This window comes from Pantoea sp. X-Soil-MYKO-1289 (assembly GCF_059730625.1).
Genome location: NZ_AP036005.1, coordinates 306550 through 333044, shown reverse-complemented (window position 1 = coordinate 333044; position 26495 = coordinate 306550). Strand labels below are relative to the sequence as shown.

Here is a 26495-nt window from a genome sequence, read left to right as displayed (position 1 = left end):
ACGCTTGCTGCCAGGTGAAAAGATAACCAACAGACGCTTCCGCCATCAAAACGAGACGCCATGGATTATTACTTTTCACGCTTTGAACATCGACGTCCGCCCGCCCCGCTCCATACGCCGCTGTGGGTGATGCGGCTCTGGCAGGTGCTGGCCGTGGCCGGCCTGATACTGGGGGCCAACTACATCCGCTGGCGCTGGATGGAGTCGCTCAATATGGATGCGCTCTGGTACGCCATTCCGCTGGCGCTGGCGGAAACGCTCGCCTGGGTCGGCACGCTGCTGTTCACCATCAATATCTGGCAGGTCAAGGACCCCGCCTGCCCGCCGCCGCCCGACGAGATCAACCAGTGCCTGCAGGAGCAGGATCGCACCGATCCGCGCCCGCCGAAGGTCGATCTCTTTATCGCCACCTACTCCGAGGACCCCGAGCTGGTGCGACTCTCTATTCGTGACGCGCTTAAGCTGACCTATCCCACGCCCCTCGATCTCGCCATCCACGTGCTGGACGACGGTCGGCGGCCTGAAATGCGCGCGGTGTGCGAGCAGGAAGGGGTGAATTACATTACGCGTGAAAATAATATCGGCTTTAAGGCGGGCAACATCCGTAACGGCATGGAGCAGACCGACGGCGACTTTCTGGTGATTTGCGACGCGGACACTCGCGTCTTCCCTACGCTGCTGGCTAATACGCTGGGCTATTTTCGCGATCCTGACGTCGCCTGGGTGCAGACGCCGCAGTGGTTTTACGATCTGCCGGAGGGCGAACGTTTTGCCGACTGGCTGCGCCGCCGCGCTGGCCTGCCGGGCTATCTGTTCGGCCGCGCCGCAGAGGGGCTGTTCGGGCGGCTGACGGTCGGCAGCGATCCCTTTTTTAACGATCCGCGCATGTTCTACGACGTGATCCTGCGCCGCCGCAACTGGGCGAACGCCGCGTTCTGCTGCGGCGCCGCGTCGGTGCATCGCCGCGAGGCGGTGATGCAGGCGGCCTTGCGCAGCTACGTATTCAGCGTTGAAGAGGAGATTTCGCGCCATACCCGCGACATTCGCGACGACGAGATGCGCGCCACGCTGAGTCTGGCGATGCGCCCGCATGTGATCGCCGATACCGAGCTGACGCCCTACAAATTTCACGTATCGGAAGATATCTACACCTCTATCGTGCTGCACGGCGACAGCGGGCGGCGCTGGCGTTCGGTTATGCATCCCGGCATTGAGTCGAAAATGCTGTCGCCGCAGGATCTGCTCACCTGGATGATCCAGCGCTTTAAATATGCGGCGGGTTCGCTGGATATTCTGTTCCACGACAAGATTTTCAGCCGTCGCCGCTTTAAGCTCAGCCCTGGCCAGACGCTGATGTACGGCACCACCTTCTGGTCCTATCTCGCCTGCATCTGGAACACGGTGTTTCTGATCTCGCCGCTGATCTATCTCTTTACCGGCATTCCGCCCGTGTCGGCCTACTCGACGCCCTTTTACCTGCACTTCCTGCCTTTTTTCATTGTGTCGGAACTGGCGTTTATGTTCGGCACCTGGGGCATCTCCGCCTGGGACGGCCGCTCTTCCTATCTCGCCTTTTTCTCCGTCAAGGGGTTCTACGCCGGAACCCCAGAAAATTCCGTCATTCCACATTGTGAACGTCAATCGGTTTGTTGCCTGACGTGCCGAGCGAGTAACTCAGTCGGTAAATGCCTGCCCGAACTGCCGTGCCCGCTTTACATCGTCGGTATGCAAGTAAATCGACGTGGTCGAAATCGACGCGTGACGCAGGTTATCTCGTACGGCGCTCAGCTCAACCCCTCTGGCGATCGCGTGGGTCGCATGGGTGTGCCGCATCCAGTGCGGAGAGGCCCGATGCAGCTTTTCAGCCAGCACCGGATGGTCGTTCTTGATAATCTGCGCGACGAGCCGAAAAAACCGGCGCATGACTTCCCACAGCCGCAAGGGCTTGATGCCGGCATCGGCGTCGTCAAGGCTGCCAATCAGGGACGTGGTCGGATTCCAGTGAGCACGGCTGACAGGAAGCCCCCGCTCCTGCAGATATCGGTCCAGCGCTGTGCGCGCTAGGGGTGTCAGGGTAACGCGGGCTGGCTTGCCGCCCTTGCCGACCACGTGCAGCCAGTGATCACCGGCTGCGTCGACTTCGATGCTGCGCAGTGTGGCGTCAGCCAGTTCGCTGATCCGCAGTCCCGTTGCGTAGCCGAAATCCAGCATGAACCGCAACCGTTGCGCAGCGGGCGCCTGCCAGCCGTACGACCACTCGAGCCCGTTGGCGATGGTGCGCGTCAGCATCCATTCTCCTTCGGTGAAAGCGTGCGAGGTTTCAAGAGCCATGGCGCGCTTGCTGCCGCGTACCTTGATGCCGGAGAATGGGTTGGCCACGACGTAGCGCTGCTCGACCAGCCAGCGGAACATGGCGCTGAGCACGGCAAGCGCATGCGCAATCGAACGGGCCGAGAGGTTGTCGACAAACGGGCGCCAGTCCGTTGATGTGCGCGGCCGCGGTGGCCCGACCCAGCGTTCTCGCGGTGTAGGTCTGCGCAGAAACGCCCTGTAGTCGGTGGCATCCCGGGTGGTCAGCGAAGACAGCGCCTTGCCGCGAGCAACGATGCCCCAGAGAATCAGCCGTTCGGCTTCCTTGCGGTAGGCCCGCTGCGTGGCCGGGGATTCGTGCAACGCGAGCCATGCCTGGATAGCGTCGTAATCGTTGTCGACGCCGAGGATGCAGGCCGACACCGGTGCGCGGAAGGCGCCGGCGGATCCGTCGATCTCGTGCGGTAGCCGTAGTTGCTCCCAAGGCGTCACGACTGACTGCCGATCCGCGATGATCAGTGCGCGGGCCCGCTCCGTGAGCGCCGGGTACGCGGCAAAGAAGGCCTCGATCCTTCTTGCACTGGCCGGCCCGAGACCCGGAATGACGGTCCACCACTGCCGGCGACGCGGAATCCGTACCGTGAGATCGGCCAGGGTCCGGATGCCGGCCGCGTGCAGGGTGCGGGCAGCGCGATTCGGCAGCCAGTGCGCAATGTCGTCGCCGATCTGCGGAGCTGGCGCAGGCATGATGCGCAGTAGCTCGACAGCCTGCGTGGTGGCGCGCGCATGATGCATACGCTTTTGGGCCGGGCATTCGAACAGCGTGGCCAGATCTGCCCGCTGTCGGTTACGGGCATAAAGTGCCAGTTGCCGGCGGATCTGGCCGATGACGCCGCGGGCTGACTGGCTGTGGCTGAGCCGATCTTGCATGTACCGGTGTGCCGCCTCACGCGAGGATGCGCCCTCGTACCAGGCACGCAGCGCTGCCAGTGCATCAGCATCAGGAAAGTCGGTCGGGATGTCGGCGGCGGACGGGCTCGTGGGGCGCGTTTTCATGTCATCGAGTTTAATATGGAAACAATGCCACAGAGATAATAAAGCTTATCTCTGTAGAATGCGGGAGTTCAATATTTCTGTCGTACCCCATGTCGTGATATCACAAAATTGAAGGATCTGACGTTGCGTGGAGAGGATGGTCGATGATCAACAAGAATAAGCTGCTCAGCGTCTTTTCCGACGCCGAACAGGAAGCCCTGTATGGCCTGCCTGATTTCGACGATGCGCAGCGGCTGGAATACCTGGCATTGACCGAATCCGAACTGGCGCTCGCCAGTAGCCGGCCCTCCATACCCGCGCAGGTCTATTGCATCTTGCAGATTGGCTACTTCAAGTCCAAGCACGCCTTCTTCCGCTTCGATTGGGACGAGGTTGAGGACGATTACGATTTCGTGTTGAGCCGCTATTTCCACGGCGAGCCGTTCGAACGCAAGCCGATCACCCGGCACGAGTACTACGCCCAGCGCGAACAGATCGCTGAACTGTACGGCTATCGACCGTGGGTGGCCGCCTTCCTGCCGCAACTCATGCAGCAGGCCGCGCAGATCGTACGTCGCGACGTGACACCGGGATTCGTCGCCGCCGAGCTCATCGTGTGGCTCAATGAGCACAAGATGATCCGGCCCGGCTACACGACCTTGCAAGAGCTAGTCAGCGAAGCCCTGTCCGTCGAACGTCGGCGGCTGGGCGACCTGCTCACCGGCGTATTGGACGAATTGACCCAAACCGCGCTAGACCAACTTCTGGTGCGCGATGATACTCTGTCGAAACTGGCGGCGCTGAAACAGGATGCCAAGAATTTCGGCTGGCGTCAGATGGTCCGCGAACGCGAAAAGCGCGGCACGCTGCAGCCGTTGCACGAAATCGCCAGGACGCTGCTGCCCCGGCTGGATATCTCGCAGCAGAACGTGCTGTACTACGCAAGCCTGGCGAACTTCTATACCGTCCACGACCTGCGCAACCTGAAGGCGGATCAGGCGCAGCTCTACCTGCTGTGTTACGCCTGGGTGCGCTTCCGACAGCTCACCGACAACCTGGTCGATGCGATGGCCTTCCACATGAAGCAGCTCGAGGAAGAAAGCAGCGCGGGCGCGAAACAGTCACTCATCGCCGAGCAAGTAAAACGCCATCGGGAAACGCCGCAGATCGGCCGCCTGTTGTCGCTCTATGTGGACGACAGCGTAGCCGATCCGACGCCGTTCGGCGAGGTGCGTCAGCGCGCCTATAAAATCATGGCCAAAGATGTGCTACAAAACACGGCGCAACGCATGACGGTCAAGCCGCTGAGTCAACTGGCACTACACTGGTTGGCGGTGGACGGCCTAGCCAAACGTATTCGCCGTCACCTGCGCCCCTTGTACGTCGAGCTCGACTTCGTCGGCACCTCCCCAGACAACCCGTGGCTCGCGGCGCTGGCTTGGGTCAAGGGGGCCTTCGCCAAACAGCAGCGCCTGTCACAACGACCGCTCGCCGAATGTCCCGCGGCCACGCTGCCGAAGCGCCTGCGACCGTACCTGCTGATCTTCGGCGCTGATGGTCAGCCGACCGGTTTGCACGCCGATCGCTACGAATTCTGGTTGTACCGCCAGATCCGGAAGCGCTTCCAGTCGGGAGAGATCTATCTCGACGACAGTCTGCAACATCGTCACTTCTCCGACGAGCTTGTTTCGATGAACGAGAAGGCCGACGCGCTGGCGCAGATGGAGATCCCGTTCCTGCAGCAGCCAATCGATGCCCAACTCGATGCGTTAGCGGCCGAGTTGCATGCACAATGGCTGGCCTTCAACCGAGAGCTGAAACAGGGCAAGCTTACGCACCTGGAATACGACAAGGATACGCAGAAGCTGATTTGGCGCAAACCGAAAACCGAGAACCAGAAGGTGCGTGAGCAGGCATTCTACGAGCAACTGCCATTCTGCGATGTTGCCGACGTGTTCCGCTTCGTCAACGGCCAGTGCCAGTTCCTGTCGGCGCTGACGCCATTGCAGCCGCGCTACGCGAAGAAGGTAGCGGACGCCGATAGCCTGATGGCGGTTATCATCGCTCAGGCAATGAACCATGGCAACCATGTCATGGCGCGCACCAGCGACATTCCGTACCACGTTCTGGATAGCACCTACCAGCAGTATCTGCGTCAGGCGACGCTGCATGCGGCCAACGACTGCATCAGCAACGCCATCGCCGCGCTGCCGATCTTCCCGTACTACTCGTTCGATCTCGATGCGCTGTACAGCGCCGTCGATGGGCAGAAATTCGGCGTCGAGCGACCGACCGTGAAGGCGCGTTACTCGCGCAAATACTTCGGACGAGGCAAAGGCGTCGTCGCCTACACGCTGCTGTGCAATCATGTCCCGTTGAACGGCTACCTAATCGGCGCGCACGAGTACGAGGCGCATCACGTGTTCGACATCTGGTATCGCAACACGTCGGATATAGTGCCGACTGCGATCACCGGCGACATGCACAGCATCAACAAAGCCAACTTCGCTATCCTGTATTGGTTCGGGTTGCGCTTCGAGCCTCGCTTCACAAACCTCGATGACCAGTTGCAGGAATTGTATTGTATCGACGACCCGGCGCTGTACGAGAAATGCCTGATTCAGCCGATCGGACAAATCGATCGGCAGCTCATCACCAGTGAGAAGACAAATATCGATCAGATCGTCGCCACGCTGGGCCTCAAAGAGATCACGCAGGGCTCGCTGATCCGCAAACTATGTACGTACTCGCAGGAAAACCCGACACGTCGCGCGATTTTTGAGTTCGATAAGCTCATTCGTACCATCTACACGTTGCGTTACCTGCGCGACCCGCAGCTCGAGCGAAACGTGCATCGCTCCCAAAACCGCCTCGAGTCTTACCATCAGCTTCGTTCGACCATCGCCCAGGTCGGCGGCAAGAAGGAATTGACCGGCCGCACCGACATCGAAATCGAGATCAGCAACCAGTGCGCCCGGCTGATCGCCAACGTCATCATTTTTTACAACTCGGCGATTCTGTCGCATCTACTGACGAAATGGGAGGCCAGTGGCAACGCCAAGGCGCTGGCGCGGCTTACGCAGATATCACCGGCAGCCTGGCGGCATATCCTTTTGAACGGGCACTACACTTTTCAAAGCGACAACAAAATCGACCTGGACGCGCTCATTGCAGGGCTCGAATTGGAGTGATCGAATTTTCGGCGGTTCTGGCTTGGAATCCCTTATTCCTGTTACGGTGGAATACGATGCCACAACCAGGTAATCCTTTACCCCCAGCCGTGGTCAACACCTGGCGACTGAGCGTCGGCACGTCGCTGTTCGTGATCGATATCCTGGCCGACGGCAGCTGGCGACCGGCGTATATTGCGCCAAAGCGGCTGGGTGGCTGGACGATGGATGTGTTGCCGAACATGCCGCCGACGTTAGTCGATATCGCTCCCTCGGTACGCACCTGGGCGCGACAGTACGGCGCGAATGTAACGAACCGGCGCACGCCGGCGCGCCGGTTTCCCGCGCAAACCGCTTCTTCGAACAGGACGCCAGAATGAACATGCTGAAACGTCGTCTCGATGCGACAGACGAAAAGCTGCAGGAGCTGAAAACAGCCCGCAAAGCGGCAGCTAAGGCGCAGCGCCAGCAGGTCAAGCAAACGCGCGCGGATCGCGAGCGAAAGATCATGCTGGCCGGCGAGGCGTTGCTGCGGCGTGTCGATCGCGGCGAGTGGGATGAAGCCGATTTCCGCGCGATGATGGACGATTATCTGTCGCGGCCCGCCGATCGCGCGCTGTTCGAGCTCGACGATGTATAGCCTTTGATGTTCGACGTCGACGCACCGCACAGCCAGGTCGGCAAATGTTGATTTGATTCACGATGAAGGATGCCCGATGCTGCCAACGCTCCGCATGAACCGGAATTTTGTCGAGGCCTTGCTGGCCGAGCGCGCGCCCTGCTTTGCGATGGGACTCGTGGCCGAGGGCCAGACGCACTATGCTTGCCTGGCACTGCGGCCGGTGGATGACATTCCGAACGACGTAACACGCAGCGGTTTCAACTTTGGCCACTCGATACGCGGCACCGACGACTTCGAGGTCGTACACTTCGGCTTAGAGTTTTACGGCTACCGCATCTTCAATGCGCTGATCAATCCGAGCAACTTCATCGCCAGGACAATCCTGTCGCACATGGTCGACACGAAGGCGTTTTTCTTCTTCGCGGTCAACCCGTCAGGCGGTGTGACGGTGTTCAAGTCCGGCATCGGTGAATGCAGCCTGGACAGCATCGAGTCTAATCTCGAGCGGATACTGCGCTCGAGCACGTCCGATGCTCAGTACGACGCGGCGCTGACAACGTTCAGCGACCATCCAGATCCGGTCGGGCCGATGCTGCACTGGGTTTGCCGGGACTGCGAAGATTGTCTCGACCTGTCCCACAATGTAATCGAACTGGGCCCCGCGTAACGGTCCTGATGGTCCGTGTGACCGAGACCGTCATGTCACTCACCGGACGTCGCTCCAACATTCTTCGGCTGGAATAAGCCGATTAATGTTCACAATGTGGAACGACGGAATTTTCTGGGGTTCCGGCGTAGATTCCCCCTTTAGGTTTCTTGCTGGCTAACCGAAGCGATTCCAAATCGTCCGTGTGGACGAGCGTGTTGTCGAGATCGAATAAGCACAGGCGAAACATTCGTACTCCCTTCGACGCTGCTGGCGAGTAGTGATAGTTGGGCGGCGGGCCGCGATGCACGCGCGACGTCACCGGTGCCCGCGGAACTTCAACAATGGAATCAAACGAATGGGTCGTTGCTCACGGCCGTGCGTGCGACCTAGAGGCGTCAATCGGTACGTCCATTTCGAGGACAACTACGCGCCGCAATTCGTGCCTAGTGCGTCTCGCGCGCACAGGCCGGAGAAGTGTTGCGAGACCGTATTGGTTTTGCAGCAATCTCTCAGGAAGTCCTCTTCCCGCATGGGAAGCGCAGGGCGCGGGGGAGGGGCCCAAACGGAGACCCGCGTTACGTCGGCGGACGTTGTTCGTGCTGTCGGTCGTCTGTTGGGACGTCACGTGCCTGTAACGCGTCGTACGATGTCGGCAGCTGCACCTTCAACATCGAACCCAGGGTCGCTGATACAAATCTGGGGCGCTTTCGGCGGCTCGTAAGCCTGAGACACGCCGGTAAAGGCGCTTAGCGTTCCTGCCCGTGCCCGTCGGTAGTGGCCCTTCACATCCCGGGCCTCACAAATTGATAAGGGGACATCAAGGAAAACCTCGACATATCGATCGGCCCCGATGATGTCCCTTGCCGTTCTACGGTCCTGCTCAAAGGGGGACACGAGTGCGACGGCTACGAAGATGTCACAGTTGTTGGCCAGTCTTGCAACCTCCGCGACTCGACGTACATTCTCAGTTCGGTCAGCAGGCGCAAAACCCAAGTCTTGACTCAGGCCCTGCCGTACAACGTCGCCGTCCAGCAGACATACTGGACAGCCGCGTACTCGAAGCTGGCGGGCAATCTCCACTGACAGCGTTGTCTTGCCCGCTCCGCTCAGGCCCGTGATCCAAATAGTGCGCATACGCCCCTCGTGACGGGATTGCTTATTGCGAACTCACCAGACCGCAGCCGGCGCACAGATCTCCAAAGCCTGGAAACGACGTTCCAATCGCCTCCGCGTCCACGATCGTTATTCCGTCTTCGCAGCGAGAGCTGGCGATGGCGAATGCCATACCGATCCGGTGATCGTACGCCGTCTCAATTGCGACACCACCCTTGAGGGTTCGACTGCCCACGCCCGATATCACCGCGCCGTCCGGCTTGGATTCGACGGTCACGCCCAGTTGGCGCAGTCCCACGAGCATGGTCTCGATACGGTCGCTCTCTTTGACCCTGAGCTCCTCCGCGCCGCGCACTACAGTGGTCCCATTGGCAAAGGCCGCGGCGACAAAGAACACAGGAAACTCGTCGATCATCCGGGGGGCGATATCTGCGTCCAGCTCGATCCCCGCCAACTCGGCGCCAGTGACGGTTATATCGGCGACCTCTTCGCCGCCAGAGCTGCGGCGGTCCGAAAGCTCCACGCGCGCGCCCATGAGCCGTAGTGCGTCGACAATGCCGGTGCGTGTCGGATTAATGCCAACGTTCCTGATCGTAATAGAGGCGCCCGGATTGATAGCTGCCGCCACCATAAAGAATGCTGCGGACGATATGTCGCCGGGAACAACAACGTCCCGACCCTTCAGGTTGCTTCGCTCGACCCGAATCTCTTGCCCGCTGACCGAGACGTTGCCCCCAAAGGCGGATACCATGGTTTCCGTGTAGTTGCGGGTCGGCTTGCGCTCAATTACCGTGGTGACTCCATCTGCATAGAGGCCAGCCAACAACACCGCAGATTTCACTTGGGCGCTGGCCACAGGCAAATCGTAAGTGATGCTGCGCAGCCTGGGTGTTCCGGCGATCCTCATCGGAGCGGTCCCAGAAGGGGAAAGTTGAATTTCCGCTCCCATTTGGCCAAGGGGAGTTGCAACACGCCCCATCGGCCGCTTCGACAACGAATGGTCTCCAACTAGCACGCTTTCGAAGGGCTGCCCTGCCAAGATCCCTGCCATCAGCCTCATCGCAGTACCAGCATTGCCAGCGTCGAGCTCCGCATTTGGCCGCGCAAGCCCTCTCTCGCCGGCTCCGTAGATCGTCACAAGCCCGTTGGCAATCTCGATGCTCACTCCCATGGCTCGCATCATCCCAATGGTGCTGACCACGTCCGCTGCCAGCAAGCATTTCCGAACCGTGGTAACCCCTTCAGCCAGAGAGCCGAGCATCACCGCGCGGTGAGAGATGGATTTGTCGCCGGCAACCTCAATCACCGTGGGGTTCTGAGTCAGACGGCCGGAAAACGTAACCTTCATGTGTGCCTCACTAGAATTAGACTGGAAATTTCTCGCTACTAAGATGATCAATTGACGACATTTGAGCGCAGTGGCCCCGAACGAATTCGATCAACCGATGTTCTCTTTCTTCCACCGACCGTAGGGAGCCGGCGACTTGGCGTCCAATGGCCGCCCGCAGAAAATAGTCGCGCCAACCCTGCGCGGCCTCGTCAGCAAGATGATTTAGCGAGTTTACATCGGCGGACTGGAAAATTCCGCCTCGCGCAAGAATGGTCCCCAACCATCTCGCCCAGCTCCGTTGGTTGGCCAGGAAGCGTAGTATTTTGGTTAAAGGCTCTTCGCTCTCCAGGGCGGAACGAAAAGCCTCGTTGACGCGAGCGGCCTTGCGTTCGATTGCGGCCCTGACCGATTCGATTCGTCCAATGGCGCCAGCCACGACAGTTTCGGCTGCGGGCTGAGTCCGGCAGTCGCTTCGCACTCTAGCGGTGAGAACATAGGGTGCCCCGTGCGTCGCTTCGCTAAACAACTGCTGATGGAGCAGGGTTAGGCGCCCCAACGTGTCGTAGTGCTCCGCATAGACGTCGCCCAGAACATCGTACAGAGTCTGCTTGTCGCAGGCGGACTCTTCGCCCCGCAAATCAAAGAGCTGCTGTACCCGCGCGGTCTTGATAAGGCCGATGAGCTGTGCGTTGTCGACTGTTCCGACGACACCGGTCTGCTCGTCCAGGGCGCGGACTAAGATCAAATGTGTTCCGGTTGTATTTGCGGAAAATTTCAGCTCCGGTCCTTTGCAACACGGCACTAAAACAGGTTGCCCCGCGTCGAGCAAGGGCATGATCGTGCCGCCCAGCCCTGTGGGGGTAGCCACAACTTCCAGAGCGACGCCCAGCGCGTCAGCAACGACTTGCGTTTCGCCCGAACCAAAGAACATTGACTCGACCGAGCGCGAAGGGGGGAGCCCTGTCACGTAATGATCAATTGTTGCCAGCGCAAAATTGTAGGCCTCGTAGCCATAGGAAAGCAGATGCTCGACAGCCAGCCCTTTGCTGACGCGCCAGCAATTGAGGCCGTGGTGGTCGTATGTGGTCCCATCTGCAATAAACCGAATCGAAGCCAGGTGTCGCATTTCCTTCTCGCCTCAATCTAGATAATCGGGTCTTCAATTTTCCTAATTCGGGCCGCCTCCAGCGTGGCGATGGCACTCGTCAGTAAGCGGTTAGGGTACATAAGCGGCCGGCGCGAGTCAAGCTAGTTGTCGTCTCGGTCATGCTGCCAATGGCTCTATATCGGTCGAGCGCGTATACGTTTTGACGATGCAGTCGCGCTCGGGGTTCAGTGTTACCGCGCCGATAGGCGTCCAGTTCCGGGTGGCGCCCGACCAGCGCCGCGGATTTCGTTCTCGCGCCTGGAGATATACCTCGTGACGGGCGGCAAGGATCGCGGCATCTTCACCCGCATGACGCTGGGCGGGACTGACGTAGCGGATGCCACTGTGCCGGTGATCATGGTTGTACCAATGCACGAAGTGCGAAGCCCAGCGGCGAGCCTCATCGAGGTTGGCAAAGCCCTTGTCGGGGAACTCGGGGCGGTACTTCGCCGTGCGGAACAGGCTTTCGACGTAGGCGTTGTCATCGCTCACGCGCGGGCGCGAGTACGAAGGCTTGACACCCAGCCAGTTCAACATCGCCAGGACAGTCGTGGCTTTGAGGGTCGAGCCATTGTCGCCGTGCAGCACCGGCCTGGTCGCCATGGCATGGATGCCTTCGGCCAGCGCCGTACGCTTGACCAGATGCGCCGCATGGTCGGCGTCGTCACTGTCGTGCACTTCGAAGCCCACGATCTTCCGGCTGTACACGTCCAGAATCAGGTACAAATAAAACCAGCGCCCCACGATCTCGGCAGGCAAGTACGTCATGTCCCAACACCACAGCTGGCGCGGTGCAGTGGCGATATGCGTGGTTGGCGGGCGGCTCTTGCGCGGTGCCTTGGCGCGGCCCCGGTGCTGGTTCTGCCCATGCTCGCGCAGTACGCGCTGGAAGCTCGATTCGCTGGCCAGATACACGCCTTCGTCGGCCAGCATCGGGACGATGCGCGCCGGGGGCATGTCGGCAAAGCGCGGCTCGTTGGCCACCTGCAGAATCTGCTCGCGCTCGGTGGGTGTCAGCGCGTGGGCCGGTGTCGGCCGCACCGCGCCGGGTCTGCCATCACCCGATACGAGCCCATGGTTGGCCTTCCAGCGCTGCAGGCTGCGCTCGTCGATGCCGGCGACCTCACAGGCCTGCGCCAGCCGCGCACCGGCCTGTTGAGCCGCTTCAATGTCCTGGGCCAGGGTCTGGCGATCTTCGAGCCCGATCATTCGTCCTCGCTTCTGTTCTTGTTGAAGATCGCCTCGACTTTTTTTGACAGCACCAGCAGCGCTGCCGTCTCAGCCAGCGCTTTGTCCTTGCGGCGCAGCTCGCGCTCGAGTTCCTTGATGCGCCGACGGTCTTCCTTGGTCTGCTGCGGGCTGGCGCGCTTCTCCGCGGGTTCGGCAAGCGCTTGCGTTGCGCTGTCACGCCATTGCTGTAGTTGCTGTGGATACACGCCGTGTTCGCGGCACCAGGCGCTGCGGGTGGCCTCGTCCATGGCTGCCGTGGTAATGACTGCCTCCAGCCGAGCCGCTGCCGTCCAGCTGCGTTCTCGCGCCGGCTTGGCCAGTTCCTCACCGCGCCAGCGTTCCAACGTATCTGTGCTCACCCCAATCTCCCGAGCCACCACCTCCAGCGGGGCGCTCTCCGGCGGCAGCAACCGCGCCACCGCTCTGTCCTTAAAACCTTGTCCGTATCGAGCCAACTTGTTCTCTCATCATCGCCCCCTTGTTGCGGAAATCGGTGGCAAGGGGGCCGTCGCCTTCGGCGACGGCAACCCACCACCATCTACGAAACTTGAATTCAGGAAAGATTCAAGTTTCTATCGGGGCGACAACTATTTTGCCGCGGGGGGCGGCGCAGCCAGCAGATCGCGTACAGTGCGCTCAATCGGAATAGAGGCCGCGCGGACGTATCCGTTGTGAGCCCCCGCCAGAATCTGCAGGGCTTGAGCCACTTTTAGGGCTGTCTCAGACGCAAATACCTTGAGGCAGGAAATTTCCTGGGCGAACTCATAGTCGTACGCGCGGCGACCATACTGAATCTGTTCGAAGCCATGAAGACATCTGTCCCTCAATGCTCGAATAGCGGCGAGATCTGCTCTTACTCTGCCGATTGCCTCCCTGTATGCATCGGACGCGAGCATCGCGCCGAGGCGGGAGCTATCCGCAGCGACTTCTAGAGACTGAGTGAGAAGTCCGGTGGCCGCGCCCAGCCAAGCAGAAGCCCAAGCGATATGGCCGGCGGGTACAAACGCTCGGGCGATGACAGCGCTAACGTTGCGTACCGCGACCCGCTCCCGCCCAACGCGCAGATCAAATTCCATCGGCACGCTGCGCGTGCCGCGCATTCCGCACGAATCCCACGGGCCCGTGGCGTGAGCAACGCCATGGGATCTCGACGCGATCACCAAGCAAGTGTCACGATCTGGGGCCTCAGCCGTTTTTTTCATCAGAATGAGAAAGCTGTCGGCGTGCTCCCCGTAGCTGACTATTGGTGCTTTTCGCCGGACCAATACATGGCTGCCGGCGTACTCCAAGGGGGCGAGCGCCTTGGTGACGTCTCCGCCCTTCCCGTACTCGCTTGTCACGCTTGCCACGAGCCTTTCACTCTCCTGGAACTCGCGGAGGAGATCGATCTCTAGCCAATCCTCCACCGAACGGACAGCCCAGGCCTGTTGTACATGCATGGCATATATCATCGCTGTCGAGAGGCACTCAGCCCCTAGCCCCTCGACTACCTCTGCACTGGTTGCCAAAGGATGCGTGCCAAACGGGGCTGAGAGAAGTTGAGCCTCTCTGAGACTGCGTACAGCGCGCTCCGGGAACATGCCTCGGCTGTCCACCTCTGCCGCGTTGTCTCGAGCGGCAAGGCGGACGCGCTCCGGCAGCGCTAGCTCCCTCATATGCCAGCATCCTTAACGAGATCGGACACAACCGCAGACAGCGAGTCGACCGTCAAGAACGTGCTTGCCTGCAGTGCCTCCTCAGGAAAGCGGATGTGCAAATCCTCCTCGATTTTCACCACCAGGCGTATGACCGAGAGCGAGTCCAACCCCAGGATGGATAGGCTCTCGCTTCCGTCCAAAGGACGATCAACGGAAAGAATATCGCCAAGGATCTGTGCCAGTTCTGTATTCATGCTTTCGCCTTCTCGAAGTCCCGCGAAACTTGCCCGCTAGATGAGTTCCATCTCAACGTATGAGCCAACGGGGCAGGTGGCCTGAAGGCCCTTCGGCGGAGATGCAATCTTGACCAGCACGTAGGCGACGCTGCTCTTAGCGTCCGGCTTAGAGGAGATGACATCGATTGCGGGGTACATTCCGATGCTTGTGAGTGGCGACGGGGACACGGACACGACCTCGCCACGATATTTCGAACCGCCAACTTCCACGCGTACCGCGTCACCGAGCCGCCATCCGCGTCTCTGCTGTCTCTCGGGTATTACGCCAAGGGCGTATGGGTGGTGACAATCCACAAGCGATGCGAGCCTTTCGCCGGCGGGGACCTCGCTTCCGCTCCCGACCAGCACGGTATTTATCCGTCCGCTTTGGCCGGCCACTAAAGTCGCCTTTCGAAGTCCGTTGCTCGCGGAGGCGAGAGCAGCCTCCGAGTCCAGCAATGTCCGTAGATGCTTCTTCGCGGACGCGAGATCCAAGGCGGCGCTCTGCATTTCTCGCTTGGTCGCCAACACAGCACCTTCGAGAAGACCCAGTTTCGGGCCGGAGTCGTCATCAAACCCAATATCGATCTCGGCACCATTTTTGACCGCAGTTTCGGAGGCCCAGTCTCGCTCCAGCTTTTCTTTCCGCTCTTCTGCGGCCCGCAATTCATGGTCGGCGCGCGTGATCGCGGTGTGGGAGTAGAACCCGGCCTCTTCAAGCAGCCGTCTAGAGGCCAGATCAGTCCGCAGCGCGTCGATCTCAGCCTCGCCCTCCCGTACGGCCGCGGCGGCAGCCTGGGTCCTCTCCCTCAGTACGGCTCTCTTGAGGCCGCGCGCCAAGACCAGCTTGCGCTGCTGCTCCGCCTGTGTCTGCTCCAAGGCGCCAAGTCGTGCCGTTGCCTTATTGACATCGTCCTCCGCGATGGCGACCTCGCGCTGCAGAGCTATTAGCTGCCTCGAATCAAAGTGCCCGTCGACGATTTCCATTAGCGGACTTCCGCCATCGACGAAGGCGCCGGGTCGCAATTGGGGGATCTACGCCGGAACCCCAGAAAATTCCGTCGTTCCACATTGTGAACATTAATCGGCTTATTCCAGCCGAAGAATGTTGGAGCGACGTCCGGTGAGTGACATGACGGTCTCGGTCACACGGACCATCAGGACCGTTACGCGGGGCCCAGTTTCGATTACATTGTGGGACAGGTCGAGACAATCTTCGCAGTCCCGGCAAACCCAGTGCAGCATCGGCCCGACCGGATCTGGATGGTCGCTGAACGTTGTCAGCGCCGCGTCGTACTGAGCATCGGACGTGCTCGAGCGCAGTATCCGCTCGAGATTAGACTCGATGCTGTCCAGGCTGCATTCACCGATGCCGGACTTGAACACCGTCACACCGCCTGACGGGTTGACCGCGAAGAAGAAAAACGCCTTCGTGTCGACCATGTGCGACAGGATTGTCCTGGCGATGAAGTTGCTCGGATTGATCAGCGCATTGAAGATGCGGTAGCCGTAAAACTCTAAGCCGAAGTGTACGACCTCGAAGTCGTCGGTGCCGCGTATCGAGTGGCCAAAGTTGAAACCGCTGCGTGTTACGTCGTTCGGAATGTCATCCACCGGCCGCAGTGCCAGGCAAGCATAGTGCGTCTGGCCCTCGGCCACGAGTCCCATCGCAAAGCAGGGCGCGCGCTCGGCCAGCAAGGCCTCGACAAAATTCCGGTTCATGCGGAGCGTTGGCAGCATCGGGCATCCTTCATCGTGAATCAAATCAACATTTGCCGACCTGGCTGTGCGGTGCGTCGACGTCGAACATCAAAGGCTATACATCGTCGAGCTCGAACAGCGCGCGATCGGCGGGCCGCGACAGATAATCGTCCATCATCGCGCGGAAATCGGCTTCATCCCACTCGCCGCGATCGACACGCCGCAGCAACGCCTCGCCGGCCAGCATGATCTTTCGCTCGCGATCCGCGCGCGTTTGCTTGACCTGCTGGCGCTGCGCCTTAGCTGCCGCTTTGCGGGCTGTTTTCAGCTCCTGCAGCTTTTCGTCTGTCGCATCGAGACGACGTTTCAGCATGTTCATTCTGGCGTCCTGTTCGAAGAAGCGGTTTGCGCGGGAAACCGGCGCGCCGGCGTGCGCCGGTTCGTTACATTCGCGCCGTACTGTCGCGCCCAGGTGCGTACCGAGGGAGCGATATCGACTAACGTCGGCGGCATGTTCGGCAACACATCCATCGTCCAGCCACCCAGCCGCTTTGGCGCAATATACGCCGGTCGCCAGCTGCCGTCGGCCAGGATATCGATCACGAACAGCGACGTGCCGACGCTCAGTCGCCAGGTGTTGACCACGGCTGGGGGTAAAGGATTACCTGGTTGTGGCATCGTATTCCACCGTAACAGGAATAAGGGATTCCAAGCCAGAACCGCCGAAAATTCGATCACTCCAATTCGAGCCCTGCAATGAGCGCGTCCAGGTCGATTTTGTTGTCGCTTTGAAAAGTGTAGTGCCCGTTCAAAAGGATATGCCGCCAGGCTGCCGGTGATATCTGCGTAAGCCGCGCCAGCGCCTTGGCGTTGCCACTGGCCTCCCATTTCGTCAGTAGATGCGACAGAATCGCCGAGTTGTAAAAAATGATGACGTTGGCGATCAGCCGGGCGCACTGGTTGCTGATCTCGATTTCGATGTCGGTGCGGCCGGTCAATTCCTTCTTGCCGCCGACCTGGGCGATGGTCGAACGAAGCTGATGGTAAGACTCGAGGCGGTTTTGGGAGCGATGCACGTTTCGCTCGAGCTGCGGGTCGCGCAGGTAACGCAACGTGTAGATGGTACGAATGAGCTTATCGAACTCAAAAATCGCGCGACGTGTCGGGTTTTCCTGCGAGTACGTACATAGTTTGCGGATCAGCGAGCCCTGCGTGATCTCTTTGAGGCCCAGCGTGGCGACGATCTGATCGATATTTGTCTTCTCACTGGTGATGAGCTGCCGATCGATTTGTCCGATCGGCTGAATCAGGCATTTCTCGTACAGCGCCGGGTCGTCGATACAATACAATTCCTGCAACTGGTCATCGAGGTTTGTGAAGCGAGGCTCGAAGCGCAACCCGAACCAATACAGGATAGCGAAGTTGGCTTTGTTGATGCTGTGCATGTCGCCGGTGATCGCAGTCGGCACTATATCCGACGTGTTGCGATACCAGATGTCGAACACGTGATGCGCCTCGTACTCGTGCGCGCCGATTAGGTAGCCGTTCAACGGGACATGATTGCACAGCAGCGTGTAGGCGACGACGCCTTTGCCTCGTCCGAAGTATTTGCGCGAGTAACGCGCCTTCACGGTCGGTCGCTCGACGCCGAATTTCTGCCCATCGACGGCGCTGTACAGCGCATCGAGATCGAACGAGTAGTACGGGAAGATCGGCAGCGCGGCGATGGCGTTGCTGATGCAGTCGTTGGCCGCATGCAGCGTCGCCTGACGCAGATACTGCTGGTAGGTGCTATCCAGAACGTGGTACGGAATGTCGCTGGTGCGCGCCATGACATGGTTGCCATGGTTCATTGCCTGAGCGATGATAACCGCCATCAGGCTATCGGCGTCCGCTACCTTCTTCGCGTAGCGCGGCTGCAATGGCGTCAGCGCCGACAGGAACTGGCACTGGCCGTTGACGAAGCGGAACACGTCGGCAACATCGCAGAATGGCAGTTGCTCGTAGAATGCCTGCTCACGCACCTTCTGGTTCTCGGTTTTCGGTTTGCGCCAAATCAGCTTCTGCGTATCCTTGTCGTATTCCAGGTGCGTAAGCTTGCCCTGTTTCAGCTCTCGGTTGAAGGCCAGCCATTGTGCATGCAACTCGGCCGCTAACGCATCGAGTTGGGCATCGATTGGCTGCTGCAGGAACGGGATCTCCATCTGCGCCAGCGCGTCGGCCTTCTCGTTCATCGAAACAAGCTCGTCGGAGAAGTGACGATGTTGCAGACTGTCGTCGAGATAGATCTCTCCCGACTGGAAGCGCTTCCGGATCTGGCGGTACAACCAGAATTCGTAGCGATCGGCGTGCAAACCGGTCGGCTGACCATCAGCGCCGAAGATCAGCAGGTACGGTCGCAGGCGCTTCGGCAGCGTGGCCGCGGGACATTCGGCGAGCGGTCGTTGTGACAGGCGCTGCTGTTTGGCGAAGGCCCCCTTGACCCAAGCCAGCGCCGCGAGCCACGGGTTGTCTGGGGAGGTGCCGACGAAGTCGAGCTCGACGTACAAGGGGCGCAGGTGACGGCGAATACGTTTGGCTAGGCCGTCCACCGCCAACCAGTGTAGTGCCAGTTGACTCAGCGGCTTGACCGTCATGCGTTGCGCCGTGTTTTGTAGCACATCTTTGGCCATGATTTTATAGGCGCGCTGACGCACCTCGCCGAACGGCGTCGGATCGGCTACGCTGTCGTCCACATAGAGCGACAACAGGCGGCCGATCTGCGGCGTTTCCCGATGGCGTTTTACTTGCTCGGCGATGAGTGACTGTTTCGCGCCCGCGCTGCTTTCTTCCTCGAGCTGCTTCATGTGGAAGGCCATCGCATCGACCAGGTTGTCGGTGAGCTGTCGGAAGCGCACCCAGGCGTAACACAGCAGGTAGAGCTGCGCCTGATCCGCCTTCAGGTTGCGCAGGTCGTGGACGGTATAGAAGTTCGCCAGGCTTGCGTAGTACAGCACGTTCTGCTGCGAGATATCCAGCCGGGGCAGCAGCGTCCTGGCGATTTCGTGCAACGGCTGCAGCGTGCCGCGCTTTTCGCGTTCGCGGACCATCTGACGCCAGCCGAAATTCTTGGCATCCTGTTTCAGCGCCGCCAGTTTCGACAGAGTATCATCGCGCACCAGAAGTTGGTCTAGCGCGGTTTGGGTCAATTCGTCCAATACGCCGGTGAGCAGGTCGCCCAGCCGCCGACGTTCGACGGACAGGGCTTCGCTGACTAGCTCTTGCAAGGTCGTGTAGCCGGGCCGGATCATCTTGTGCTCATTGAGCCACACGATGAGCTCGGCGGCGACGAATCCCGGTGTCACGTCGCGACGTACGATCTGCGCGGCCTGCTGCATGAGTTGCGGCAGGAAGGCGGCCACCCACGGTCGATAGCCGTACAGTTCAGCGATCTGTTCGCGCTGGGCGTAGTACTCGTGCCGGGTGATCGGCTTGCGTTCGAACGGCTCGCCGTGGAAATAGCGGCTCAACACGAAATCGTAATCGTCCTCAACCTCGTCCCAATCGAAGCGGAAGAAGGCGTGCTTGGACTTGAAGTAGCCAATCTGCAAGATGCAATAGACCTGCGCGGGTATGGAGGGCCGGCTACTGGCGAGCGCCAGTTCGGATTCGGTCAATGCCAGGTATTCCAGCCGCTGCGCATCGTCGAAATCAGGCAGGCCATACAGGGCTTCCTGTTCGGCGTCGGAAAAGACGCTGAGCAGCTTATTCTTGTTGATCATCGACCATCCTCTCCACGCAACGTCAGATCCTTCAATTTTGTGATATCACGACATGGGGTACGACAGAAATATTGAACTCCCGCATTCTACAGAGATAAGCTTTATTATCTCTGTGGCATTGTTTCCATATTAAACTCGATGACATGAAAACGCGCCCCACGAGCCCGTCCGCCGCCGACATCCCGACCGACTTTCCTGATGCTGATGCACTGGCAGCGCTGCGTGCCTGGTACGAGGGCGCATCCTCGCGTGAGGCGGCACACCGGTACATGCAAGATCGGCTCAGCCACAGCCAGTCAGCCCGCGGCGTCATCGGCCAGATCCGCCGGCAACTGGCACTTTATGCCCGTAACCGACAGCGGGCAGATCTGGCCACGCTGTTCGAATGCCCGGCCCAAAAGCGTATGCATCATGCGCGCGCCACCACGCAGGCTGTCGAGCTACTGCGCATCATGCCTGCGCCAGCTCCGCAGATCGGCGACGACATTGCGCACTGGCTGCCGAATCGCGCTGCCCGCACCCTGCACGCGGCCGGCATCCGGACCCTGGCCGATCTCACGGTACGGATTCCGCGTCGCCGGCAGTGGTGGACCGTCATTCCGGGTCTCGGGCCGGCCAGTGCAAGAAGGATCGAGGCCTTCTTTGCCGCGTACCCGGCGCTCACGGAGCGGGCCCGCGCACTGATCATCGCGGATCGGCAGTCAGTCGTGACGCCTTGGGAGCAACTACGGCTACCGCACGAGATCGACGGATCCGCCGGCGCCTTCCGCGCACCGGTGTCGGCCTGCATCCTCGGCGTCGACAACGATTACGACGCTATCCAGGCATGGCTCGCGTTGCACGAATCCCCGGCCACGCAGCGGGCCTACCGCAAGGAAGCCGAACGGCTGATTCTCTGGGGCATCGTTGCTCGCGGCAAGGCGCTGTCTTCGCTGACCACCCGGGATGCCACCGACTACAGGGCGTTTCTGCGCAGACCTACACCGCGAGAACGCTGGGTCGGGCCACCGCGGCCGCGCACATCAACGGACTGGCGCCCGTTTGTCGACAACCTCTCGGCCCGTTCGATTGCGCATGCGCTTGCCGTGCTCAGCGCCATGTTCCGCTGGCTGGTCGAGCAGCGCTACGTCGTGGCCAACCCATTCTCCGGCATCAAGGTACGCGGCAGCAAGCGCGCCATGGCTCTTGAAACCTCGCACGCTTTCACCGAAGGAGAATGGATGCTGACGCGCACCATCGCCAACGGGCTCGAGTGGTCGTACGGCTGGCAGGCGCCCGCTGCGCAACGGTTGCGGTTCATGCTGGATTTCGGCTACGCAACGGGACTGCGGATCAGCGAACTGGCTGACGCCACACTGCGCAGCATCGAAGTCGACGCAGCCGGTGATCACTGGCTGCACGTGGTCGGCAAGGGCGGCAAGCCAGCCCGCGTTACCCTGACACCCCTAGCGCGCACAGCGCTGGACCGATATCTGCAGGAGCGGGGGCTTCCTGTCAGCCGTGCTCACTGGAATCCGACCACGTCCCTGATTGGCAGCCTTGACGACGCCGATGCCGGCATCAAGCCCTTGCGGCTGTGGGAAGTCATGCGCCGGTTTTTTCGGCTCGTCGCGCAGATTATCAAGAACGACCATCCGGTGCTGGCTGAAAAGCTGCATCGGGCCTCTCCGCACTGGATGCGGCACACCCATGCGACCCACGCGATCGCCAGAGGGGTTGAGCTGAGCGCCGTACGAGATAACCTGCGTCACGCGTCGATTTCGACCACGTCGATTTACTTGCATACCGACGATGTAAAGCGGGCACGGCAGTTCGGGCAGGCATTTACCGACTGAGTTACTCGCTCGGCACGTCAGGCAACAAACCGATTGACGTTCACAATGTGGAATGACGGAATTTTCTGGGGTTCCGGCGTAGAACCCCGTCAACCTGCGCGCCCTGAGCACCGTGCTGCGCGGCGAAAAGGTGAAGTTCCACGTGACGCCCAAAGAGCGGCAGTCGGGGCGTTTTCTCTATCTGGTGAAGCCGCAGCTGGCGATCGTGGCGCTGACGCTGCTGGGTCTGATCTGGGGCGGCATTCAGGTGGCGCGCGGCAACGTCGACGACCCGTCAGGCTACGTGATTAATATCTTCTGGGGCGCGGTCAATATCGCCGCCATGATGCCTATGATTATGGCGGCGATGTGGACGCCGCCTGCTACGCAGGAGGCGGAAGCGGAATGAGCCTGAAATCGGGCATTTACAGCGCGCGCAGCTATCTCACGATCCTGATCGGCTTTTTAATCGGCTTCGCCATCGTGCTGTGGGTCGAGCGGCAGATGCCGACGCGCGTCGAAACCACGGACGGCATCGTGCTGAGCAAATCCTTCCCGCCCTTGCCTGAGCAGCGCGAACTGACCTTCGACGAGGCGGTCTGGGCGCGTATCGCCTGGCAATATTTCGTCAATAACACCCAGACCAACGGGCTGGTAAACGCCGAGGCGGACAAGCCCTGGCTCAGCCTGTGGAGCACCGGCAGCTACCTGCTCGCGGCTATCGCGGCGAAACAGCTCGCCATCATTCCTGACGCGGAGTTCGACGATCGCATCGGCTCGGCGCTGGAGGCGCTGGGCGCGCTGCCGCTGAAGCCGGACGGTTTGCCCGCCGCCTTCTACCACGCCGACACGCTGGAGGCGCTGCCCTCGGCAGACAAGAATGCCGGTTCGGCTATCGATATGGGCCGCCTGCTGATGCCGCTGCAGATCCTGCTGTGGCGCTATCCGCAGCATGCGGCGGCGGTCAATCAGCTGCTGTCGCGCTGGCAGCTCGCGGGACTGCTGCAGAGCAGCGGGCCGCAGGGCGCCAGTTTGCCGGTCAACCGCTGGGTGATCCGCACCGACGATCCGCGCGGCAGCTACGGCTATCGCCTCTATGCAGGCAGCGTGCTGCGTTTGATTAACGCCTCCGCCGGTCTGGCGGTCAGCCAGCCGCCGGACGGTCTGAAGCTGGTGGAGATCGACGGCCACGCGGTGCCTGACGAGGGGCTGCGCACGCCCTGGGGCAAGCAGCCTTCCCTGATCAGCATGCCCTATCTGCTGACCGGGCTGGAACAGGGTTTCGACGCGCGCAGCGGCGAAATCACCTGGCGCATTATGCAGATTGTCCAGAACCGCACCGGCACCCCGTCCGACGCGGGCGAGATCAACAGCGACTACGCCGAGCAGGCGCCCGATTTCGTCGGCGCGCTACCGGGCAGCCAGCCGCTGCCCATCCAGAACATCGACGACAGCGCCAGCGAAACGCTCGCCAGCCGCGCCCTTACCTCAACCCGTTCCGCCTTCGCCTGGTATGCGCTGTTCCGCAACCGCTGGAGCGAGGCGCTGCGCAAAGGGATGCTGCCGATGATTGAACCCGGCAAGGGCTGGAAAGCGGGCTTCAACGCCGACGGCTCGGTCAACGCCGCTCTCGATGCGGATACCAACGCGATGGTGCTGGAGAGCCTCTCCTATATCGCCCACGGCCAGCTTCTTTGCCTGGGTTGTCTCGCCGCCCCTTTACCCGCTAAGCAGCCGCAGCAACAAGGAGTAACAACGAAATGAGATCTTTATGGCTTCGCCGTTCCGGCCTCGCTGCCCTGCTGGCTGCGCTGATGCTTCTGGCGCCTGCGATTCAGGCGGCGGTGAGCCTGCCGGCGTCCGACTACAAAGTGCGTCACGGCGAACTGACCGAGCGCGAAATGGCGGTGGCGAAAAACGCCTGGGCCTATTTTGTGGCCAACACGCAGCCCACCACCGGCCTGGTGAACGCGGTTAACAAATATCCCTCCACCACCATGTGGGACAGCGCCTCCTATCTGGCGGCGCTGACGGCGGCGCGCGAGCTTGGCATCATCGATAAAGCGGAATTCGACCGGCGGCTGCTGCAGTTTATGGCGACGCTAAACAAACTGGTGCTGTTCCAGAACCAGGTGCCCAATAAGGCGTACAACACCATTACCGGCCAGAAAGTGGACTACCTGAACAAACCCGGCGAGATCGGCTTCTCCGCCATCGATATCGGCCGCATGCTGCTGTGGCTGAAAATCATCAAAGAGCGCTACCCGGAGCACGGCAACAGCATCGACAACGTGGTGCTCGGCTGGGATTTCACCCACGTGGTGGATGACTGCGGCACGCTTTACGGCGCCTATCTCGACGGCAAAAAACAGCCGCAGTACGTGCAGGAAGGTCGACTCGGCTATGAAGAGTACGCCGCGTCGGGCTACCAGCTGTGGGGCTTTACCACCTGCCAGGCGAGCCGGCCCGAGCCATACGCGCTGGCGGATATCTACTGCGTGCTGGTGCCCTACGACACGCGCGATCCGCGCATGACCAACCAGCATAACTACGTGGTGACCGAATCTTACCTCCTGCACGGTCTGGAGATGGGCTGGGACAACGCCGACGATCGCGATAACGATGCGCGCGACTTTAGCCATCCGTGGATGAAAAACTTCGCCGACCGCGTCTATCAGGCGCAGGAAAACCGCTACATGATCACCGGGACGCTCACGGCGCGCTCGGAGCACCAGCTCGATAAATCGCCCTACTTCGTGTACGACACGGTGTTTAGCGACGGCTACAACTGGAACACCATTACCGACAAAGGCCAGTACGTGCCCAACGTCGCGGCGGTTTCGCTCAAGGCCGCGCTCGGCATGTGGGTGCTGTGGGATTCGCCCTATACCGACCGCCTGTTCGACACCATAGAGAATGCCGACGAAAAGGGTAAAGGCTATTACGAAGGTCTGTATGAAAACGGCGACGGGCCGATTAAAGAGTTCACCGCCAATAACAACGGCATCATGATGGAGGCGCTGCTGTTCAAAAAAGAAGGCAAGCTGCTGCGCTTCAACAGCAACGATCCGCGTAAGGCCAGCTATGCGCCCTCTGTGTGGGAGAAACGGCTGGTTGATATCTTTGAACCCAACAACACGCCGCGCAACCGCCCGTTCCTTAACGTCACGCCAGGCATAAAAAACTGGTGCGAGCAGAGCGGCACCGCCGTGCGCAGCGCCCCGTCGTGTCAGGCGTGCAAATGCGCGCGCTGCGACAGCCAGGCGCCCGTTAAGTTACCGCCGGTGGCGACGACATGCCTAAAACAGTAATTCGTCTCCTCCTCGCGCTGCTGCTGGCGCTCGCGCTGGCTGCTGGCCTGCTGGCCTGGAACCAGGGGGCGGGCTGGCGCTGGCTGGTTAACGGCGGCTGGCACACCACCGCGCGGCTGGGCGCGCTCAACGAGCAGGAGCGACGCTGGGCGACCATCGCCTGGCGCTACTTCGAGAACAACGCGCAGCCGCAAACCGGGCTGGTGAACGGCAGCGATAAGCGGCCGGTGGTCAGCCTGTGGCAGATGGGCGATACCCTGATCGCCCTCACGGCGGCGCGCCAGCTCGATCTGATCGACGACGAGGCGTTCGATCGCCGCCTGACGCTGATTCTGGGCACCCTGAACCGGCTGCCGCTCACCTCGGCGAACGTGCCGAATCTGCTCTACAGCGCCGCCAGCGTCGCAATGGTGGGCTACGCCAATACGCCGCAGGTGATCGGCTGGTCGGCGAAAGATATGGCGCGGCTGATGATGGCGCTGCGCATCGTGGCGTCGTTTCATCCCCAGTACAGCGAATACCTGGAGCGCGTGATTTTACGCTGGGACTTCTGCCGCGTGGTGGACAGCAAAGGGCAGCTCTACGCCGGGCAGATGCGCGATGGAAAACTGACGCCGCAGGCGGAAGGCCGGCTTGGCGACAGCGAATACGGCGCGGCAGGCTTCGGTCTCTGGGGCTTCGCCAACGACCAGTCGCTGCGTCCGCCGTCGCAGCATGTGATTATCGACGGGCTGGCGCTCGATATCGACGCGCGCGATCCGCGCACCACCTGGACGCCCGCCGCGATTACCACCACGCCCTACGTGCTGAGCGGCATGGAGTACGCCTGGACGCTGCCCGGCGCCGATCGCGATATCGTGACGCTTCAGCGCCAGCGCGCCAGCAATGTCTATCGCGTGCAGGAGATGCGCTGGCAGCAGAAAAATATCCTGACCGCCCGCAGCGATTTCAATATCTCCGCGCCGCCCTGGCACGTTAACGACACCATCTTCGCCAACGGCTACGCCTGGAATACGCTGGCTGACGACGGCAAATGGGTGCCGCGTCTGGCGCAGGTGTCGACCCGCGCCGTTTTCGGACTCTGGGCGCTGTGGCAAACGCCCTTTACCGATGCGCTGATGGCGATGACCCAGCGGCAGAACGATCCGCAGCGCGGCTGGTTCGAAGGACGCGTCGAGGCGACCGGCGACTACAACCGCGCCATTACGCTCACCACCAACGCCATGGTGCTGGAGGCGCTGCTGTTCAAGGCCAATATGGGCGCGCTGCTGCGCGACAGCGAACCCGGCGAGCAGAGCTATTTCCGGCGGCAGCTGGAGGACCCTTTCACCACCCCGAACCGCTGTTTTCCTGTTAACTACGCCGCCCAGCGCGGCAGCCCCAATTAAGG

General features: G+C 60.8%; 20 protein-coding genes and 2 pseudogenes. 10 read left to right on the top strand and 12 right to left on the bottom strand.

Annotated features, from left to right (window positions below; translation table 11 throughout):
* Positions 1–60: 60 nt before the first annotated feature.
* Positions 61–1584: pseudogene (locus AC6I7Z_RS20925) on the top strand (glycosyltransferase family 2 protein); the annotation flags it as partial.
* A 90-nt stretch (positions 1585–1674) separates the two neighbouring features.
* Here the strand turns inward: AC6I7Z_RS20925 and AC6I7Z_RS20920 are convergent.
* Positions 1675–3366: a site-specific integrase gene (locus tag AC6I7Z_RS20920; RefSeq protein ID WP_007180429.1), complete on the bottom strand. Its 1692-nt coding sequence runs from the start codon at positions 3364–3366 to the stop codon at positions 1675–1677.
* A gap of 143 nt (positions 3367–3509) precedes the next feature.
* Between AC6I7Z_RS20920 and AC6I7Z_RS20915 the strand changes: the two genes are divergently transcribed.
* From AC6I7Z_RS20915 to AC6I7Z_RS20900, 4 genes are all read left to right on the top strand, one after another.
* Positions 3510–6536, top strand: coding sequence for a Tn3 family transposase (locus AC6I7Z_RS20915; protein WP_007181927.1), 3027 nt, complete (start codon positions 3510–3512; stop codon positions 6534–6536).
* A 56-nt stretch (positions 6537–6592) separates the two neighbouring features.
* Positions 6593–6895 (top strand): hypothetical protein, encoded by a 303-nt coding sequence (locus tag AC6I7Z_RS20910; protein WP_007180431.1) that lies wholly within the window; start codon positions 6593–6595, stop codon positions 6893–6895.
* Complete coding sequence (locus AC6I7Z_RS20905) at positions 6892–7155, top strand: hypothetical protein (protein WP_007180432.1); 264 nt, start codon at positions 6892–6894, stop codon at positions 7153–7155. Before AC6I7Z_RS20910 ends, AC6I7Z_RS20905 begins: the two co-directional genes overlap by 4 nt.
* A 76-nt stretch (positions 7156–7231) precedes the next feature.
* Positions 7232–7804 carry a hypothetical protein gene (locus AC6I7Z_RS20900; protein WP_007180433.1) on the top strand — a complete coding sequence of 191 codons (573 nt, stop codon included), beginning with the start codon at positions 7232–7234 and terminating at the stop codon, positions 7802–7804.
* A 603-nt stretch (positions 7805–8407) separates the two neighbouring features.
* On the opposite strand, the gene cysC is transcribed toward AC6I7Z_RS20900, so the two are convergent.
* The 11 genes from cysC to AC6I7Z_RS20845 all read right to left on the bottom strand — a co-directional run bounded on the left by cysC (position 8408) and on the right by AC6I7Z_RS20845 (position 19980).
* Positions 8408–8920: an adenylyl-sulfate kinase gene (cysC, locus tag AC6I7Z_RS20895; protein ID WP_065810685.1), complete on the bottom strand. Its 513-nt coding sequence runs from the start codon at positions 8918–8920 to the stop codon at positions 8408–8410.
* Between the two features lie 22 nt (positions 8921–8942).
* Entirely contained in the window at positions 8943–10247 is a 1305-nt protein-coding gene (gene aroA / locus AC6I7Z_RS20890) for a 3-phosphoshikimate 1-carboxyvinyltransferase (RefSeq protein ID WP_065810684.1), read from the bottom strand.
* A gap of 16 nt (positions 10248–10263) precedes the next feature.
* Entirely contained in the window at positions 10264–11355 is a 1092-nt protein-coding gene (locus AC6I7Z_RS20885) for a hypothetical protein (protein ID WP_065810683.1), read from the bottom strand.
* Positions 11356–11493: 138 nt separating this feature from the next.
* Positions 11494–13061 (bottom strand): IS3 family transposase gene (locus AC6I7Z_RS20880; RefSeq protein ID WP_089454866.1). Its coding sequence is split into 2 segments (ribosomal slippage): positions 11494–12623 and positions 12623–13061, totalling 1569 coding nucleotides; the frame shifts between segments, so codons are not numbered across the junction.
* A gap of 132 nt (positions 13062–13193) precedes the next feature.
* On the bottom strand, positions 13194–14045 hold the full coding sequence (locus tag AC6I7Z_RS20875) for an acyl-CoA dehydrogenase family protein (protein WP_282475794.1): 852 nt from the start codon (positions 14043–14045) through the stop codon (positions 13194–13196).
* Positions 14046–14257: 212 nt separating this feature from the next.
* On the bottom strand, positions 14258–14497 hold the full coding sequence (locus AC6I7Z_RS20870; protein WP_065810680.1) for a phosphopantetheine-binding protein: 240 nt from the start codon (positions 14495–14497) through the stop codon (positions 14258–14260).
* Between the two features lie 36 nt (positions 14498–14533).
* Positions 14534–15505: an HlyD family secretion protein gene (locus tag AC6I7Z_RS20865; protein WP_065810679.1), complete on the bottom strand. Its 972-nt coding sequence runs from the start codon at positions 15503–15505 to the stop codon at positions 14534–14536.
* 102 nt (positions 15506–15607) lie between these two features.
* Positions 15608–16258 (bottom strand): hypothetical protein, encoded by a 651-nt coding sequence (locus tag AC6I7Z_RS20860; RefSeq protein WP_497815722.1) that lies wholly within the window; start codon positions 16256–16258, stop codon positions 15608–15610.
* A 76-nt stretch (positions 16259–16334) separates the two neighbouring features.
* A complete protein-coding gene (locus AC6I7Z_RS20855; RefSeq protein ID WP_007180432.1) occupies positions 16335–16598 on the bottom strand; it encodes a hypothetical protein in 264 nt (87 codons plus the stop codon).
* Positions 16595–16897: a hypothetical protein gene (locus tag AC6I7Z_RS20850; protein ID WP_007180431.1), complete on the bottom strand. Its 303-nt coding sequence runs from the start codon at positions 16895–16897 to the stop codon at positions 16595–16597. The genes AC6I7Z_RS20855 and AC6I7Z_RS20850 overlap by 4 nt, the downstream gene beginning before the upstream one ends.
* Before the next feature lie 56 nt (positions 16898–16953).
* Positions 16954–19980: a Tn3 family transposase gene (locus AC6I7Z_RS20845; protein WP_007181927.1), complete on the bottom strand. Its 3027-nt coding sequence runs from the start codon at positions 19978–19980 to the stop codon at positions 16954–16956.
* A gap of 143 nt (positions 19981–20123) precedes the next feature.
* Here AC6I7Z_RS20845 and AC6I7Z_RS20840 point away from each other — a divergent pair, with 143 nt between their 5' ends.
* From AC6I7Z_RS20840 to AC6I7Z_RS20820, 5 genes and pseudogenes are all read left to right on the top strand, one after another.
* Positions 20124–21815, top strand: a complete 1692-nt coding sequence (locus AC6I7Z_RS20840; protein ID WP_007180429.1) for a site-specific integrase — start codon at positions 20124–20126, stop codon at positions 21813–21815.
* An 88-nt stretch (positions 21816–21903) separates the two neighbouring features.
* Positions 21904–22203 (top strand): annotated as a pseudogene (locus tag AC6I7Z_RS20835) (cellulose synthase); the annotation flags it as partial.
* Positions 22200–23558, top strand: coding sequence for a DUF3131 domain-containing protein (locus AC6I7Z_RS20830; protein WP_497815721.1), 1359 nt, complete (start codon positions 22200–22202; stop codon positions 23556–23558). The pseudogene AC6I7Z_RS20835 and the gene AC6I7Z_RS20830, both read left to right, overlap by 4 nt.
* 50 nt (positions 23559–23608) lie before the next feature.
* Positions 23609–25105, top strand: coding sequence for a DUF3131 domain-containing protein (locus AC6I7Z_RS20825; RefSeq protein ID WP_497815914.1), 1497 nt, complete (start codon positions 23609–23611; stop codon positions 25103–25105).
* Positions 25090–26493: a DUF3131 domain-containing protein gene (locus AC6I7Z_RS20820; protein ID WP_497815720.1), complete on the top strand. Its 1404-nt coding sequence runs from the start codon at positions 25090–25092 to the stop codon at positions 26491–26493. The genes AC6I7Z_RS20825 and AC6I7Z_RS20820 overlap by 16 nt, the downstream gene beginning before the upstream one ends.
* Positions 26494–26495 lie beyond the last annotated feature (2 nt).